This is a genomic window from Marivita hallyeonensis (assembly GCF_900129875.1).
Classification (GTDB): Bacteria; Pseudomonadota; Alphaproteobacteria; order Rhodobacterales; family Rhodobacteraceae; genus Marivita; species Marivita hallyeonensis.
In genome coordinates this window covers 142,302-156,583 of sequence record NZ_FQXC01000003.1, presented here as the reverse complement: position 1 = coordinate 156,583, position 14,282 = coordinate 142,302, and the positions used below count along the sequence as shown (strand labels likewise).

The 14,282-nt window shown below is 57.2% G+C and carries 15 protein-coding genes; 6 read left to right on the top strand and 9 right to left on the bottom strand.

Annotation, left to right across the window (positions count from 1 at the left end):
* Positions 1–4 precede the first annotated feature (4 nt).
* The 5 genes from BUA42_RS10215 to BUA42_RS10195 all read left to right on the top strand — a co-directional run bounded on the left by BUA42_RS10215 (position 5) and on the right by BUA42_RS10195 (position 3,127).
* Positions 5–601, top strand: coding sequence for an LPS export ABC transporter periplasmic protein LptC (locus BUA42_RS10215; RefSeq protein ID WP_072777649.1), 597 nt, complete (start codon positions 5–7; stop codon positions 599–601).
* Positions 598–1,080 (top strand): lipopolysaccharide transport periplasmic protein LptA, encoded by a 483-nt coding sequence (gene lptA, locus BUA42_RS10210; RefSeq protein WP_072777648.1) that lies wholly within the window; start codon positions 598–600, stop codon positions 1,078–1,080. Before BUA42_RS10215 ends, lptA begins: the two co-directional genes overlap by 4 nt.
* Positions 1,080–1,838: an LPS export ABC transporter ATP-binding protein gene (gene lptB / locus BUA42_RS10205; protein ID WP_072777647.1), complete on the top strand. Its 759-nt coding sequence runs from the start codon at positions 1,080–1,082 to the stop codon at positions 1,836–1,838. Before lptA ends, lptB begins: the two co-directional genes overlap by 1 nt.
* A 224-nt stretch (positions 1,839–2,062) precedes the next feature.
* Positions 2,063–2,626, top strand: coding sequence for a ribosome hibernation-promoting factor, HPF/YfiA family (gene hpf, locus BUA42_RS10200; RefSeq protein WP_072777646.1), 564 nt, complete (start codon positions 2,063–2,065; stop codon positions 2,624–2,626).
* A 36-nt stretch (positions 2,627–2,662) separates the two neighbouring features.
* Positions 2,663–3,127, top strand: coding sequence for a PTS sugar transporter subunit IIA (locus BUA42_RS10195; RefSeq protein WP_072777645.1), 465 nt, complete (start codon positions 2,663–2,665; stop codon positions 3,125–3,127).
* An 11-nt stretch (positions 3,128–3,138) separates the two neighbouring features.
* On the opposite strand, the gene BUA42_RS10190 is transcribed toward BUA42_RS10195, so the two are convergent.
* The 8 genes from BUA42_RS10190 to cysQ form a co-directional block, all read right to left on the bottom strand.
* Complete coding sequence (locus tag BUA42_RS10190) at positions 3,139–4,575, bottom strand: sulfotransferase family 2 domain-containing protein (RefSeq protein WP_072777644.1); 1,437 nt, start codon at positions 4,573–4,575, stop codon at positions 3,139–3,141.
* A gap of 3 nt (positions 4,576–4,578) precedes the next feature.
* Positions 4,579–6,282 (bottom strand): DUF5927 domain-containing protein, encoded by a 1,704-nt coding sequence (locus BUA42_RS10185; protein WP_072777643.1) that lies wholly within the window; start codon positions 6,280–6,282, stop codon positions 4,579–4,581.
* Positions 6,279–7,289, bottom strand: a complete 1,011-nt coding sequence (locus BUA42_RS10180; RefSeq protein ID WP_072777642.1) for a glycosyltransferase family 2 protein — start codon at positions 7,287–7,289, stop codon at positions 6,279–6,281. The genes BUA42_RS10185 and BUA42_RS10180 overlap by 4 nt, the downstream gene beginning before the upstream one ends.
* Positions 7,290–7,331: 42 nt before the next feature.
* Positions 7,332–8,396 (bottom strand): glycosyltransferase, encoded by a 1,065-nt coding sequence (locus BUA42_RS10175; RefSeq protein WP_245819008.1) that lies wholly within the window; start codon positions 8,394–8,396, stop codon positions 7,332–7,334.
* 133 nt (positions 8,397–8,529) lie between these two features.
* Entirely contained in the window at positions 8,530–9,510 is a 981-nt protein-coding gene (gene galE / locus BUA42_RS10170) for a UDP-glucose 4-epimerase GalE (RefSeq protein ID WP_072777640.1), read from the bottom strand.
* Between the two features lie 7 nt (positions 9,511–9,517).
* Positions 9,518–10,408, bottom strand: coding sequence for a UTP--glucose-1-phosphate uridylyltransferase GalU (gene galU / locus BUA42_RS10165; RefSeq protein WP_072777639.1), 891 nt, complete (start codon positions 10,406–10,408; stop codon positions 9,518–9,520).
* Between the two features lie 113 nt (positions 10,409–10,521).
* On the bottom strand, positions 10,522–11,778 hold the full coding sequence (locus tag BUA42_RS10160) for a glycosyltransferase family 2 protein (RefSeq protein WP_072777638.1): 1,257 nt from the start codon (positions 11,776–11,778) through the stop codon (positions 10,522–10,524).
* Between the two features lie 7 nt (positions 11,779–11,785).
* Complete coding sequence (gene cysQ, locus BUA42_RS10155) at positions 11,786–12,589, bottom strand: 3'(2'),5'-bisphosphate nucleotidase CysQ (RefSeq protein ID WP_072777637.1); 804 nt, start codon at positions 12,587–12,589, stop codon at positions 11,786–11,788.
* A 120-nt stretch (positions 12,590–12,709) separates the two neighbouring features.
* Here cysQ and BUA42_RS10150 point away from each other — a divergent pair, with 120 nt between their 5' ends.
* Positions 12,710–13,540, top strand: a complete 831-nt coding sequence (locus tag BUA42_RS10150; protein ID WP_072777636.1) for an ABC transporter permease — start codon at positions 12,710–12,712, stop codon at positions 13,538–13,540.
* Here BUA42_RS10150 and BUA42_RS10145 read toward each other — a convergent pair whose 3' ends face one another.
* A complete protein-coding gene (locus BUA42_RS10145; RefSeq protein ID WP_245818993.1) occupies positions 13,541–14,176 on the bottom strand; it encodes an alpha-ketoglutarate-dependent dioxygenase AlkB family protein in 636 nt (211 codons plus the stop codon).
* Positions 14,177–14,282 lie beyond the last annotated feature (106 nt).

Here is a 14,282-nt window from a genome sequence, read left to right as displayed (position 1 = left end):
GCGTGTGTATTCGCGGCTGATCGCATGGCTGAAGATCCTGCTGCCGCTGGGCGCTTTGGCCTTGTTGTCGACGATATTCCTGTATTCACGCAGCCCTGACCCAATCTCTACCATCCCGGTTCTCGCCAATGGCGTTGATCCGAGCCAGAACGAACAGGTCGGCAGTCCTTTCTATGCGGGCACGACGGACGGAGGGCATGCTTTGACACTGGCAGCGCGGCAAGCTCGCGTGGTCGCGCCGGGTCAAGAGGGGATGGTCGCCGATGACTTGCGCGCAACCTTGGATACCGAAGACGGCAGCAGGATCACCATAGATGCCACGCTTGGGAGGATGGACGACACAGATCGATTGTTGCTGCGCGACGGTGTCGTTCTGCAAAGCAGTTCAGGATACACGGTTCGGACGGACGGGCTGGATGCCGCCATTGACCGGGTCGAGATCGACAGCACCGGACCGGTGGATGCGGATGGTCCCGGGCTGGTTCTGACTGCAGGCAGGCTGCGGGTTGAAGAAATTGCTGAGACCTCTGACATTCAGTTGTTGTTCACCGACGGTGTGAAACTGGTATACACTCCTCAAAACGCAGAGGCCCAAGAATGATCCGAATCCTGTCAGTGCTCTGTTCGCTGGGCTTTGCGGCGTCTGCCATGGCGCAGGGCACAGAGGTTGCTTTCGGAACGGTCCAGCAGGACACATCTCTCCCCGTGGAAGTGAGCGCGGATACTCTATCGGTGTCACAGAACGACGGAACGGCGTTGTTCACCGGCAATGTGGTAATCGGTCAGGGTGAGATGCGTCTGTCAGCGCCGCGTGTTCTGGTCTTTTATACCGACGACCAATCCGGTGTGGAGCGCCTTGAAGCGACCGGCGGCGTGACCCTGGTGAACGGAGATCAGGCGGCAGAGGCTGAACGCGCGGATTACCGCGTCAACGACGGAACGATCCGTATGACCGGTAGCGTGCTTCTGACCCAAGGGGCCAATACGCTTGTGTCCGACGAAATGGATGTCGATCTCGAAGCCGGCACAGCGCGCATGAACGGACGCGTGCGCACCGTATTCCAGTCAGAGGAAAACTGATGGTGCAGCCTGATCTTTCCGTGACCGAGGGCGATAGCGGGCTTGTCGTGCGCCACTTGCGCAAGAGTTACAAAAAGCGCGTCGTCATCCGCGACGTCTCTCTCGAAGTGCAGCGCGGCGAAGTAGTCGCCTTGCTCGGCCCCAACGGCAGCGGCAAAACCACGTCCTTCTACGCAATCGCCGGACTGGTAAACCCCGAAGGCGGGCAGGTTCTCATCGATGGCGAGGACGTGACCTATCTGCCGATGTACCGCCGTGCGCGCATGGGGATCGGATACCTTCCGCAGGAGATGTCGATCTTTCGCGGCATGACTGTCGAGGACAACATCAGTGCGATCCTCGATATCAGCCAGCCGGATCGCCACAAGCGGCGCGAACGGCTCGAAGAACTTTTGGGCGAATTTTCGATTGAACATCTGCGCCGTGCACCTGCGTTGGCGCTGTCGGGTGGGGAACGTCGACGGGTCGAAATCGCCCGCTGTCTGGCGGCCGATCCGAAGTACCTGCTGCTCGACGAACCCTTTGCCGGTGTGGACCCGATCAGCGTCGGCGACATCCGCCACCTTGTGGCAGACCTCAAGAAGCGCGGGATCGGTGTTCTCATTACCGATCACAACGTGCGCGAAACGCTCGAAATCGTCGACCGTGCCTACATTCTGCATGACGGCAAGGTCCTCATGTCGGGTTCTCCGGACGAGGTGGTGCGCAACGAGAATGTCCGCCGGGTCTATCTCGGCGACAATTTCCGCATCAGCTAAATCCGGCTGCGCCTATCGGAAATGATTGACACATGATCCACCTGCGATTGAAATAGAGACATGGCGTTTGATCCATCTGATCGTCCGTTTCGAACCAACCGGCCAAGAACGCCGGACGGTCAAACACAACGGTCACGGCGATGCCTCTCCTTAGCCCGCAAAGCGCGCTCCGGCCCGACCGGACGCGTTTGTGTGCAGGGGTAAAACAATAAAAAGGATACCCTATGCGTTACCAGATAACCGGCAAACAAATTGACGTTGGTGAAGCGCTCCAGACGCACGTGCAAACGGAGCTGGGCGAGATGCTTGGCAAATATGCAGGCCGCCCTACGGACGCGACCGTCATATTCTCCAAGAGCGGCCACGAATTTGTTTGCGAGACAGTGGTTCACCTGTCGACCGGTTTGAACGCGACTGCGAAGGCGCATGCGAACGAGATTTATGCAGCTTTCGACGGCGCTTGCGAGAAGATGGACAAGCAGCTTCGCCGCTACAAGCGACGCCTAAAAGATCATCACAAGGACCGTACGGAACCAGTTGAACTCATCGGAGCATCTTCATATATCCTCGCGAGCGAAGCGGAGACGCATGACGACGAGCCTGAGTCGCTTCAGCCGATTATCGTGGCTGAGATGGAGACGAAAATCCCGTCTCTGACAGTGGGCGAAGCTGTGATGCAGATGGAGTTGGCGGGTCTACCGGTCTTGGTATTCCGCAATGACAAAAAGGACGGGGTGAACGTCGTATACCGCCGGGATGATGGGAACATCGGCTGGATTGATCCGTAAACGGACAACGGCGCAAGTCCATAACAAGAGCAGCACATGAAATTTGCAGACCTTTTGAGTTCCAAGGCCGTCAAGGTCGTGACTGCGGCTTCCAGCAAGAAGCGATTGATGCACGATCTCTCTGAATTGGCCGAATCCGCCTACGGCATTTCGGCGCAAGACACGGTCGAGGCTCTGATGGAACGCGAAAGCCTAGGCCCAACAGGCGTGGGCCATGGCGTGGCCTTGCCTCATGCGCGGCTCAATGGGCTGGACGAAGTTGTGGGCGTTTTCATTCGTCTTGAAAAACCCATCGACTTTGATTCGATCGATCGCCAGCCGGTGGATATCATTTTCGCTTTGCTGGCGCCGGTCGATGCCGGTGTCGAACATCTGAAAGCGCTCGCCTTGGTGTCGCGGACGCTCCGGGATGCGAATTTTTGCAGCAAGCTGCGGGCAAATCGTGATGCGAACACTCTGCACACGATCATAACGGAATCCGCGGCGACCCAGGCAGCCTGATCAAGCCCCGCTCAGGCGGGGTTTTTCATGTCCAGATCACCAAATCCAAACATCATGTAATCGCGCGGGTACACATCTCGGCACAGCTTCTCGAGCTGCGGGGTGTAGATGCGGAAAAGCCTGTCTTGCTGTTCGTGACCAGATCGAGGAGGTTGGGATAGATTGGTCACGCCAAGCTTTTGAGCCAACGTTGGTAGTGCTGTCGCAATTTCATCTTCCCGAACCACCTGATCGGGCAGGCAGAATTCAGACATGCCTTGAAGACAGGTGACCTGGCTTGCCCAGTTAGCGTCGACACGAACACTCGTCTGCCCGTTGAGATTGGCCTTGAGGAATCCAAGAAAGCCGTCGAACGCGCGTGCATGCGCCCGGTCGTCGTATCCGGCGTCGGCCATGTCGTCCGGCAGTTCCAGATCGTAGAACCGCATCAATTGATTGCGGATCATGGCAAAGCTGCCCGGTCCTGTATTCAGGATGAAATCGCAGAACGCAGCGTGGGCGCGGGCCAGCGGGTGCCGCAATACCGTGAAACGCTGATGACCCGGATTGTCCTGCATCCACTGTCGCAGGGACTTCTGGTTGAACTTGGCGACCAAACCTTTTCCGGTCCCGTCAAGTTGTTGCATCCATTCGGTCACCTGATGTTCAGGCCCGGATCGGATAGGCATGAACAAAAGCGGCACCGAGTTGCAAGCCATGTATGCCGGCACCACCGGACCACGTCTTGGTTCGAAGTTCGGCGTCCGTGTCAGATCAAACCGATCCAATCCGCGCAACGCCACATCCATCTGGTCAAAATTCGCCACCTTCTCTGACAGAGATTGCGGGTTTTGCGGCTTCAGATTGCTTTCAAAGCTGTCCGGCATCGCCTTGGCACCAAGCCATGTTGCAAGTCCACTGAGCACTTCCGGATTATGCAGGTCGTCGTAGCCGATGTAGTACGCCGTCTGGCCGGTCACCTGCAGAGCGCGCAGGATTTGCAGCTGAAAGCCTTGTGTCTGTGCCAGATGGCTCTCGAACTCGTGCAAATCGAAATACGCCTTCGCGTCTTTGCGGTTGCGCACGTTTGTCAGTTTCCACTGGTCTGTCGCCCGCGCGATTTTGAGGCTGATGTAACTGTCCAGTGGGTTCCGCGTGAGAATGATTTTCGCGCAGCGGGGATCGGAAAGGATCGCGGGCAGGATACGCGGGTCGTGATCGTGGAAATACCGGAACCCGCCCAGCCAATCTGTCCCGGATTTGATCGCTTTCAAAAGCCGCTCGGGGTTGTCTTCGCGCTGTGCCTGGCTGACGCCGAGAATGTCGGTTCGGTTCGGGTAGCCGATAAAATTTGGGTTGAACGCCTCGCCATGGCAGAGCAGGCCGTCTACCTGATTGATGTAATCCTCAAGCAGGTTCGACCCGGTTCGCATCTCAGCGAAAACGACGAAGTGGTCAAAACGGTCCATGCTTTACTTTTTCACCAGATAGGGACGCGGTGGCGTATGGCGCCGTGGTGTCTGCACAACCGGATCTGCAGGGAAGTCCCCCATGAGATAGGGGTGCATGCCCTGGTTCTTGAGGTTCTGCAGGAACTGCCCAAAGCCAGTGAGATCAACCATCTTCGGGGCTTCGGTCAGACGGCGGTTCGGAAGGACACCGATTTCATCCACGATGACCTGTGTTGCTTCCATCGGGCTTTCAATGAATTCCGCCATGGTCCAGATACGCCTGCGGCACTTGGAATAGGGCGACCGCAAAGCGTCGAGCATTTCAGTTTCAATTTTCTGAAGATGGGCCGCCTCGCGGCGCAGTTCCGCAAAGGTCCGGTTCGACTGGAACAGCGGGATCGCCCAGGCCCCGCTGATAACTGACACCTGCGCATTTGCATCCTTGCAGATGTCCCAGATCACATGCCGCGTGCTGTTCGGACCTAGTTGAAAACACTGGCGTTCGCCCCGCGTGTTCCAAAGCAGGTTCGTCAGGAACATCTTTGGATCATAGTCCCGTAGTGTGGCGTTGTCGGACAGCGCACCGTTCATCACAGTTTGACCATCAGCGAAATGTGCACGGTCAGGTGCGAACAGATGTCCGTGCACCTGCGCTCCGGTCACCGTGGACAGCCAATGTTCGAAATTTGTGAACAGTTCGGTAAACCCCTGAAACACCGAGTACTTGGCCGCGGTTACGCCGTTTTCCCAATCCTCGTTCGGAAACCGGCTTTGCATGTAAAGGCCCGGTCGCCCGCGCGTTCTGCGATCCACGGCCTTGGCGAAAATCCGGTCAATTTTCCCCGGGTTAGGTTCCTGAAGGTTCAATTCCCCGGGTTTGGGGTTCAAAAAGGTTTCGTACAGACGTTCGGCATTTGGCCAGATTTTGCGCGCGACAAAACAATCCGACCGCCGCAAAAGCTGTAGGTGATCGTCATAGAAGATGTGTGGCTTGCCCTGAAAATCGAACTTCGACAGGGTCAGGGACCGGCTGACGATATTGGTCGAATACAACCGTGAGAGCGTTTGAAAATAGCTCTCATCGGGAATCCAGACATGTCGGAAGTATCGATCGTATTCCTTGCGTTTCGGGTCTTGCAGTATCGAAGACAAGGTCTGCCGCGTCAGGCACCACCACTGGCTGCCCATGTGAGGTGTAAGGCCATCGGGAACCTTGCGCTTGTACCCGAACTTGCGCTGGAACTCGACAAAGCGGTCGAACAAGTAGCGGTTGCGCCGCCAGGAAAACGGAAAGCGCATCGTGAAGCGTTCTTCGTCAAGACCACCGATGGTCCACGGCACATCCGCCGTGGTTGCGCTTTCGATGTGGTCTGTGCGCGGTCTTGCCTTGAGATAGTCGATCAGCTCCTGCACAGGGCGCAGCGGCAGGCAAGACCCCGAGGCAAGGTAGACATGGCTCACTTCTTCGAACTCGGCGAGCATCAATTCGCTTGCGTCCTGACTTGCCGCGACAAGACCCCATGTGCCCCAATCGCATCGGTGACGCTTTGAGAAGCGGATCAGAGGATCGTCGCTCAACCGCTCCTTGAAAACCTTGTAGCGCTTGTTGGACACGATCTGGTCGACGTGAATGACAACAGGGCATCCCGCCTTTGTCCAATGCCGCGCCACTTGCTCTGCCCGATGCAGCGCGGTGTGGGTCAGCATGACGATCCCGATGCTCATGCCCAGTTGCCCATGGACATGAGACCGAGGATCTCAAGCTGGCGCCAGTTGATGTACTTTTCTGACCATTTGCACCACAGCTCGGGATTGTCCTGAAGCGCGCTTGCGTAGGCCACGTATTCCTGACTGCCGGCGTAGTGCTCCCGACGCTTCAGCTCTTCCACAGCTTTTTCGCTAAAGGTGCTCAGGAATTTGGTGTGCAAAAGCGCGCCCGAGGCTTTTTCTCCACCCCATTCGTCATAGACGTAGTTCAGGCCCCGCGGCAGAAGCATGTGGGTCGAACTCGCGTAGGCATAGCGGTGATGCCACTTCACCAGCGGGATCTTGTTTAATGCCGGGGCTTGTTCCGGTTTGTCCGGGAAAAAGATGCGCGCCCTAGGGCCGCCCTGAATCCACAGGTTCCCCAAAAGGTGGTTGCGCTTCAGAGTGTAGTTACCGGAGTCGAACCAGCAGGCGATGTCCAAAGGGTTCTGACCTGCCTGATAGGGAACCGCATCGATCCGGCCCTTCGGATACATATCCAGAAGCATCGCGCTGAACGAGCGGATGGATGACGCTTCCAGCCAATCCGTCAACGCGGGCAGTGGTCGCGAGTCACAAAACGGATAAACGAATAGCTCATCCGGGTCGACGGTCAGACACCAGTGATCGTGTCCATAACGACGCAAAAGCCAGTTCATCCAGTCCATGCCAAAGCGCGACCGCTTGTAGCTTTTGCGTGTGTGCCAGACGGACACGTCCGGTTGTTCGGACAGCATCTCCAGGCTGCCATCGGTGCTGTCGTTGTCGACGAACAGAAAATGCGACACGCCCATGTCGCGGTAGTACTTCAGGAAATACGGTAGTCGGACACCTTCGTTCCGAGACGTGCAGAACAGCAGAATATCGCTCTTGCGGATTTGATCGGTGCGATTGGCAACAGGCTTCAGTTCGCGGCGTTTACGAAACGCGCGTATGCGCCAGCGCTTGCGCTGGAGCCTGAGCCCATATCTTTGCACCAAGCCCAATGAACAGCTTTCTCTGCCAGTGGTCGCTCGTAACGCGCGGTATCAAAGGATGGTAAACAGCCGATTGAAATGCGCCTGCCAATCCGGCGTCTCAACTACTTCAGTACTCAACTGCTCACCACTTTGACCCCGACGTCCTTGCGCCAGTTGCTTGATATTATGCATCCAAAGGTAGCTGTCGGAGGAGTCTGCGTAAATAGGGTAATCATCCAGCACTTCTTTGACGCTGGGTAACGCATTGCAGATGACTGGCACCCCCAGATGTGCCGCTTCCATCGCTGGATAGCCGAACCCTTCGACGATGCTCGGGAACAACAAGCCGCAACTGTTTTTCAAGAGTGCCCACATCGCCGGGTCTGGCAGATCGGGAAGTTCGTGAACATGTCCTGGTTGGTTGTCCAGTCGAGCAAAAACATCTTCGCTCAGCCATCCACGCCGTCCGCAAATCAGCAGGTGTGGACTGTCGGGTTCTCTGAAGTCTTCCCACATATCGAGAAGGAAGCCGATGTTCTTGCGAGGTTCGATGGTGCCGATGGCCATGAAATATGGCTTGTCCGTCCAAGGCCCCTTTGGTGGATGTCCTGGGTCGATCTCGGGCAGGCCCGGCCAGATCACATGCACTTTGTCTTCCGTTAGCCCACGCGCGTGTCGGAGGGCGGTCATCTTGGTGTCCTGAGAGTTGCACAAGACGAGATCCGCGTGCCTGTCGACACGGTCGAACAGGCGTTTGAATTTTAACCGCGACTTTTGCGTTTGCAGATCTGGCCAATCCAACGGGATCGTATCGTGAAGGTACACGGCAATCCGAAGCGTGTCGCAGGCGCGGAGCGCATGGATCAGACGATCGTTGAAGTTCGTCTGGCCGACGTTGAGATAAACCGCTCCGCTTGGGAGATGCCTTTGCAGCAGCGGACGCAACCTGGCGGCTGTCGCACGGTCCACCGCGATCTTTCGCAACCCGCTTTCCGTCGCGGCCCGCGGTGTGTCGGAGCTACCGCTGAGTTTTGAAAGAAGATCGGCGTTCTGCCATTTGGGCGTGTCGCAGTGCGCAAGCAGCGCGGCGCATCCCTTTTTGTCCAGCAGTAGATATCCCAGCTTGGTCCGCACCAAGCCGAAAAGTGGAGTTGGACATGCCACAAGATGAGCGATGTAAGCGCGCTCCGCCCTGTCTATGCCCGTTGGACGATATCCCGCGCGGCGCACAGTTCGCGTCACATCAAGAAGATGTGCCGCAGCGGGGCTATTCCTTGTAATCGGCAACTTGATGCCAGCGCCACGCGTCTTCGATCATCTGTGGCATGGTCGATTTGGTGGGTTGCCAGTTCAGCTCTTCCTCTGCCCGGCTTGACCCTGAAACAAGCTTGATTGCGTCCCCCGGTCGCCGGTCACCGATCTCTGTCGGGACTTCGCGGTTCGTTACGCGGCGGGCTGCGTCTATCACTTCCCGCACCGAAAAGCCCGACCCTGTGCCAAGATTGAACACCCGGTTTTCCTTGCCGTCCAATAACCAGCGCAATCCAAGAATATGCGCATCGACAAGGTCAGAGACATGCACGTAATCGCGCACACAGGTTCCGTCCTCGGTCGGATAGTCCGTCCCGTAGATCGTCACCTGATCGCGCGCGCCGGCAACGGCATCGAGGACGATCGGTATAAGGTGCGTTTCGGGTCTGTGGAATTCGCCGACTTCCGCATCGGGATCTGCCCCTGCCACGTTGAAGTAGCGGAAGATGACGTGCCGCAGTCCATGCGTCGTGCTGAAATCGTGCAGGATTCGCTCAACCGCCTGTTTGGAGGCGCCATATGCGTTCAGGGGGGCTTGAACCGTGTCTTCGTCGAGGACGACGCCATCCTGATCACCGTAGGTGGCGCAGGTCGATGAAAACACGAAATCGAGGCAACCGTGCTCTACCGCCGTTTCGACAAGGTTCAAAGATCCAAGCACATTGTTGCGCCAGTAGAGCCCCGGATTGGCCATCGCTTCATCCACCCGGCTTAACGCCGCGAAATGCAGAACGGCGTCCGGCTGGTGCTTTTTGAATGCGTTCTCGACCGTCCCTTTGTCCGTAAGGTCGCCCTCAACGTACGGACCGAACCGCACAGCTTCACGCCATCCGGTGGAAAAGTTGTCGAACGTGATGGGTGTGAAGCCGGACCGCGCCAGTGCCTTGCAGGCGTGCGATCCGATATAGCCAGCACCGCCCGTCACGAGGATCTTCATCGAAGCGTTACTCGGCTGCGTTGTCGATTTGCATGACTGACTCGAGGAAGCCACGCAAATCGTCTTTCAGGTCGTCACGAGCGAGGCCAAACGCAACTGTCGCCTGCAGGAATCCCGCCTTCGACCCGCAATCGAAGCGCTGCCCACGGAAGCGGTAGCCGTAAACACCTGTGCCGTCGATTTCCTGCGCGATGGCGTCTGTCAGTTGGATCTCGCCACCCGCGCCGGTTTTCTTTTTGTTCAGGTTCCTCAGGACGGCAGGATCCAGAATGTAACGCCCGATGACTGCAAGGTTCGAGGGGGCTTCGTCGATGTTCGGCTTTTCGACCATGTTCTGCACGGACACCATTGCGCCCATGTCTTCTTTCACATCCAGAATGCCGTAGCTCGATGTCTTTTCATGCGGGACTTCCATCGCGGCGACCATGTTTCCGCCGGTTTCCTCGTAAGCTTCGACCATCTGTTGCAGACAGGGTTTTTCGGCCGAGATGACATCATCCGGCAGCATCACGGCAAAGGGTTCGTCCCCAATCAAACGGCGCGCGCACCACACGGCATGTCCAAGCCCCAGCGCCTTGTGCTGGCGCATGTAAGCAATCGCGCCGCTTTCCATGTTGGTGTTCTTCAGCGTCTCAAGAAGCTCTGTCTTGCCCTTTTTGCGCAGCTCGCGTTCAAGAACGGGTGCCTCGTCAAAGTAATCCTCAAGCGCGCTCTTGCCGCGCGAGGTGATGAAAATGAATTCCTTGATCCCGGCGGCGCGCGCCTCGTCAATCGCGTATTGGACCAGAGGACGGTCAACCAGCGTCATGATTTCCTTCGGCACGGATTTCGTTGCCGGCAAAAACCGAGTGCCAAGGCCGGCTACGGGAAATACGGCCTTTGTCACTTTTCTACGCATCGTGGCTGCTCCTTATCTTTGTCTTTCGCGTCTTAAAGCGCGGTGATCATTATGGCACACTTATCTGACGCGGGGTATGACATAACTTGGGAATAAATGCGGTCGTTTCCGGGTTATTGTTCTGTTTCCGCAAACAAAGGACCGGCGGATCGCACCCCGTCAAGTGACGCGAGTGAGTCGCTGACGCGCTGTGCGCGGGTCGCCCATTTAATGAGCGGCTCGTCTCTGCGCATGCGTCCGAAGATACCGCCAGTGTGATGCCAGTAACCTTCGTCAGAAAACGACACCCGGTGGTATTGCGCCGTGGCAGTGAAATCGAAAACGGTCACGCGCGTGCCCTCTCGCACCACCTGTGCGGCTTTCTCGAGGATTTGCCTTCGGTTGGTGCTCTGAACGACCAAGGACACGTCACCGGAAGGCGAAGCCGCTTCCGGAGCGACGTAATCCACATTCACCTTGTCCGAGAACGAGGGTGTCTTTTTCGTCAGTGTCGTTCCAAGCGCATAACCTTTCGTAAGCTCGCGCATCAGACTGAAGACATCGTCCGGCGTCAGTGTCCCGCCTTGCATGTGCCGCAATAGCCAGCACTTTCGTTCCTGCAGGAAGTCTGCACGTGCCGCGTAACGGTTGTTTTCAGCCACGTGCTTTGCGTGAAAGACCGCGGCTGATCTCCCGATCTCGAACAGGCGCAGAGGAACGCGATTTGCGCTTCGAAACCGGCTTGGCCCGCTCGCATGATGCACGATCGCCTTCGGAACATGCATCGTCGTACCGCCCGCTTGTGCGATGCGCATCGTGAGGTCGGTCTCATCGAGGTAGAAGGAAAAGCGTTCGTCGAAGCCTCCATGCTCCACAAGAGCGCTTCGCCGGATCGCCATGTTTGTGCCGTGCAGCCGTGGCCAGGCTTTGGCTGACGGAGACAGGACCGAAGGCGCTTCGGTTTCAATTGGCACGTCCTCGGAGACGCCTGACAGCGAGACCCGCGCGGCCGCGTGCTGTACCGAAATGCCGTTACGACCCAAGGTGACACCACCTGCCTGCACAACGGACGGGTCATCAAAGGCAGCCACCAAATGCGAGACCCATGTGGGTTCCGGCACCGCGTCGTCGTCAATGAATGCGACGACCTCCCCATGTGCTGCGCCAATGCCCAAGTTGCGCGCAACAGAAATATTGGGTTTGTCGATTGGAATGATGGCTTTGGCAACCGGCAGTCGCACCAACTCGGCCACCTTCACACCAGAGGCGCATGCGACGACGACGACCTCGAAACTTGGGTGATCCATCTGGCCAACTGCCAAAAGACAGCGTCGCAACCAGTCGGGCCTGTCCCAACTGACAACGACCACGCTGACCAGACGGTGTGTCATTGCCCGGTCACACGGGAATAAGGTCTACCCCCGGCGCGGTGGCGACGAAGAACGGATTGGCAAAGGTCGGCTTGCCGTAGACCAGAGGTGTTAGATCGTCCAAGCGGAGGACGCGACCGCCGGCTCCGGCAAGAACGGCGTGCCCGGCCGCTGTATCCCACTCCATGGTCCGGCCCAGCCGTGGGTAGAAGTCGGCCTCGCCGGTCGCAACAAGGCAAAACTTCAGGGACGACCCCGCGCTTTTGCTGTCTTTGACGGTGTACTTTTTGATGTAGTCGTCGGTCGCCTGATCCCGGTGCGACTTTGACGCCACCACCATCAGTGCCGACGTGTCAGGCGTCGATACGCGGATCGGTTTTGCGACTCCAATAGTGTCCTTGGCAAACGGCCCGGCTTCCTCAACACTGCCGCCAGCGCCATTGGTGTAGAAAAGCCGTTGCTTCGCAGGCGCATAGACCACGCCAAATGTCGGCACACCATCCTCCACCAGCGCGATATTGACGGTGAAATCGCCACGACGGTTGATGAATTCCTTTGTGCCATCCAGAGGATCGACAATCAGAAAATCCCGTACGTCGAGGTCGTGGGTTTCCGATTGCTCTTCCGTTACCAGAGCGATCTCGGGAAACGCGCGACGAAGGCCGGCCGAAATCAGTGCATCCGCCGCTTCGTCGGCTTCTGTCACGGGGCTGCTGTCAGACTTTGAGCGGACTTCGAAATCGTCGGAGTCATAGATCTCCATGATCCGGTCACCCGCTTCCAACGCGAGGCGGCGCAAGGTTTGCATCAATGCATCATAGTCAACAGTCATCGGACCCCGTCTTGATTGATTTGAAAGCACGCGTCCCTTATCATCGCGTTAACGATTGTCCGCAACAACAGTCGGATCAACTGACGTCGAAACGCGGGCTGAGGCAGAGGCAGATTTACGATGTTCGGAAACACCGCACCACGAACGCGGGCCTCGGGTGCCGTCAATATTCTCGAGTTGATCTATCACTCGACCGTACGCTCTATCCGCAAGAAGCACGGAAACGCATTTCTTTCGATCTTCATTAGCGTTCTGCAATCCCTTTTGTTCGTGACCTTTTTCTATGTCATGTTCTCTATCCTCGGTCTCAAAGGCATCGCGCTGCGCGGTGATTTCGTCATCTTTCTGCTGACCGGGATCTTCATGTTCATGACCCACAACAAGGCTGTTGCCGCTGTTTTGGGTGCCGAAGGTCCGACATCTGCCATGATGCAGCACGCACCGATGAACACCTTCATCTCCATCGTGTCGAGCATGCTGGGTATACTTTATATCCAGACCCTGTCGGTCATTATCATCCTCTTCGTGTACGACGTGGCGGTGAATCCGTACGTTTTGACCGAAGTGATCGATCCGATGCCAGTGATTGGCATGTTTCTTTTGTCCTGGGTTTCGGGTGGCGCTGTTGGCTTGGTGTTTTTCGCTCTGCAGCCTTGGTTCCCGGTCTTCGTCAGCATGGCGTCTCAGATTTACCGCCGTGCAAACATGATCGCGTCGGGCAAGATGTTTGTCGCCAATTCGCTGCCGGGGTCCATGATTGCCTTTTTCGACTGGAACCCGTTGTTCCACACCATCGATCAGGCGCGCGGATACGCATTCATCAACTACGTGCCGCGCAACACCAACTGGGAGTACGTTGCGTATCTCACGCTCGCTCTCTTGATGATCGGTTTGATGGGTGAATTCTACACGCGGCGACATGCATCCGTGTCGTGGGCCGCGCGGCGCTGATCAGGTCACAACGCGAAGGGTCAGATTGATACGGCCCCCGTTTGGCAGAAGAGTCGAACTGTTTGCACGGACCCTATCGATCCCGTGGAAAGCGCGTCGCGCTGGACCGTTCATTACGACCACATCACCGGATCGGAGCCAGATCGACTCGGTCTTGCCGCCTTTCGTCTGGTTCCCCATGCGAAACAGGGCCTCGTCCCCCAGGGATACCGAAACCACTGGCTGGTCCATGTCAGCTTCGTCCTTGTCCTGATGCATGCCCATCTTGGCGTCTGACGCGTACCAGTTGATCAAACAGCATTCTGGCGGACGTGCTGTGGGAAGAAGATCACGCCACGTTTCGAGCAACCGTTCGGGGATCGCGGGCCACGCCACGCCCGAGGGGTGCTTTGGTTCATAGCGATAGCCTTGGCGGTCGCTGACCCACCCAAACTGTCCGGCAGAACTCATGCGAACCGACATGGGGTTTCCGCGTGGGGTCACGGGTTGAAAGAGCGGTGCGGCGCGAAGGCAGCTACGGATCTCCTCCACCAGAAACGTCTGTTCGGACACATCGAAGTAACCGGAATAGATTTCGAAACCGCGCACATTCAAAGGCATGGCGCACAATCTAAGCGCATCCTGACCGCGCGGCATGCAAAATTTTCGAGATTTCCACAGGCTTCGAATGCTTGCAGGTGTTCAACCGCCTCCTTATATACCCAGCGACCTGCTGAACACGTTTGTGTCAGTGGACTGAAAT

Coding starts and splice junctions, on each gene's coding strand:
- hpf (WP_072777646.1), top strand. CDS start 2,063: ATGCGTTACCAGATAACCGGCAAACAAATTGACGTTGGTGAAGCGCTC.
- lptB (WP_072777647.1), top strand. CDS start 1,080: ATGGTGCAGCCTGATCTTTCCGTGACCGAGGGCGATAGCGGGCTTGTC.
- cysQ (WP_072777637.1), bottom strand. CDS start 12,589: ATGACTGTTGACTATGATGCATTGATGCAAACCTTGCGCCGCCTCGCG.
- lptA (WP_072777648.1), top strand. CDS start 598: ATGATCCGAATCCTGTCAGTGCTCTGTTCGCTGGGCTTTGCGGCGTCT.
- BUA42_RS10190 (WP_072777644.1), bottom strand. CDS start 4,575: ATGGACCGTTTTGACCACTTCGTCGTTTTCGCTGAGATGCGAACCGGG.
- galE (WP_072777640.1), bottom strand. CDS start 9,510: ATGAAGATCCTCGTGACGGGCGGTGCTGGCTATATCGGATCGCACGCC.
- BUA42_RS10185 (WP_072777643.1), bottom strand. CDS start 6,282: ATGAGCATCGGGATCGTCATGCTGACCCACACCGCGCTGCATCGGGCA.
- BUA42_RS10150 (WP_072777636.1), top strand. CDS start 12,710: ATGTTCGGAAACACCGCACCACGAACGCGGGCCTCGGGTGCCGTCAAT.
- BUA42_RS10195 (WP_072777645.1), top strand. CDS start 2,663: ATGAAATTTGCAGACCTTTTGAGTTCCAAGGCCGTCAAGGTCGTGACT.
- BUA42_RS10145 (WP_245818993.1), bottom strand. CDS start 14,176: ATGCCGCGCGGTCAGGATGCGCTTAGATTGTGCGCCATGCCTTTGAAT.
- BUA42_RS10160 (WP_072777638.1), bottom strand. CDS start 11,778: ATGACACACCGTCTGGTCAGCGTGGTCGTTGTCAGTTGGGACAGGCCC.
- galU (WP_072777639.1), bottom strand. CDS start 10,408: ATGCGTAGAAAAGTGACAAAGGCCGTATTTCCCGTAGCCGGCCTTGGC.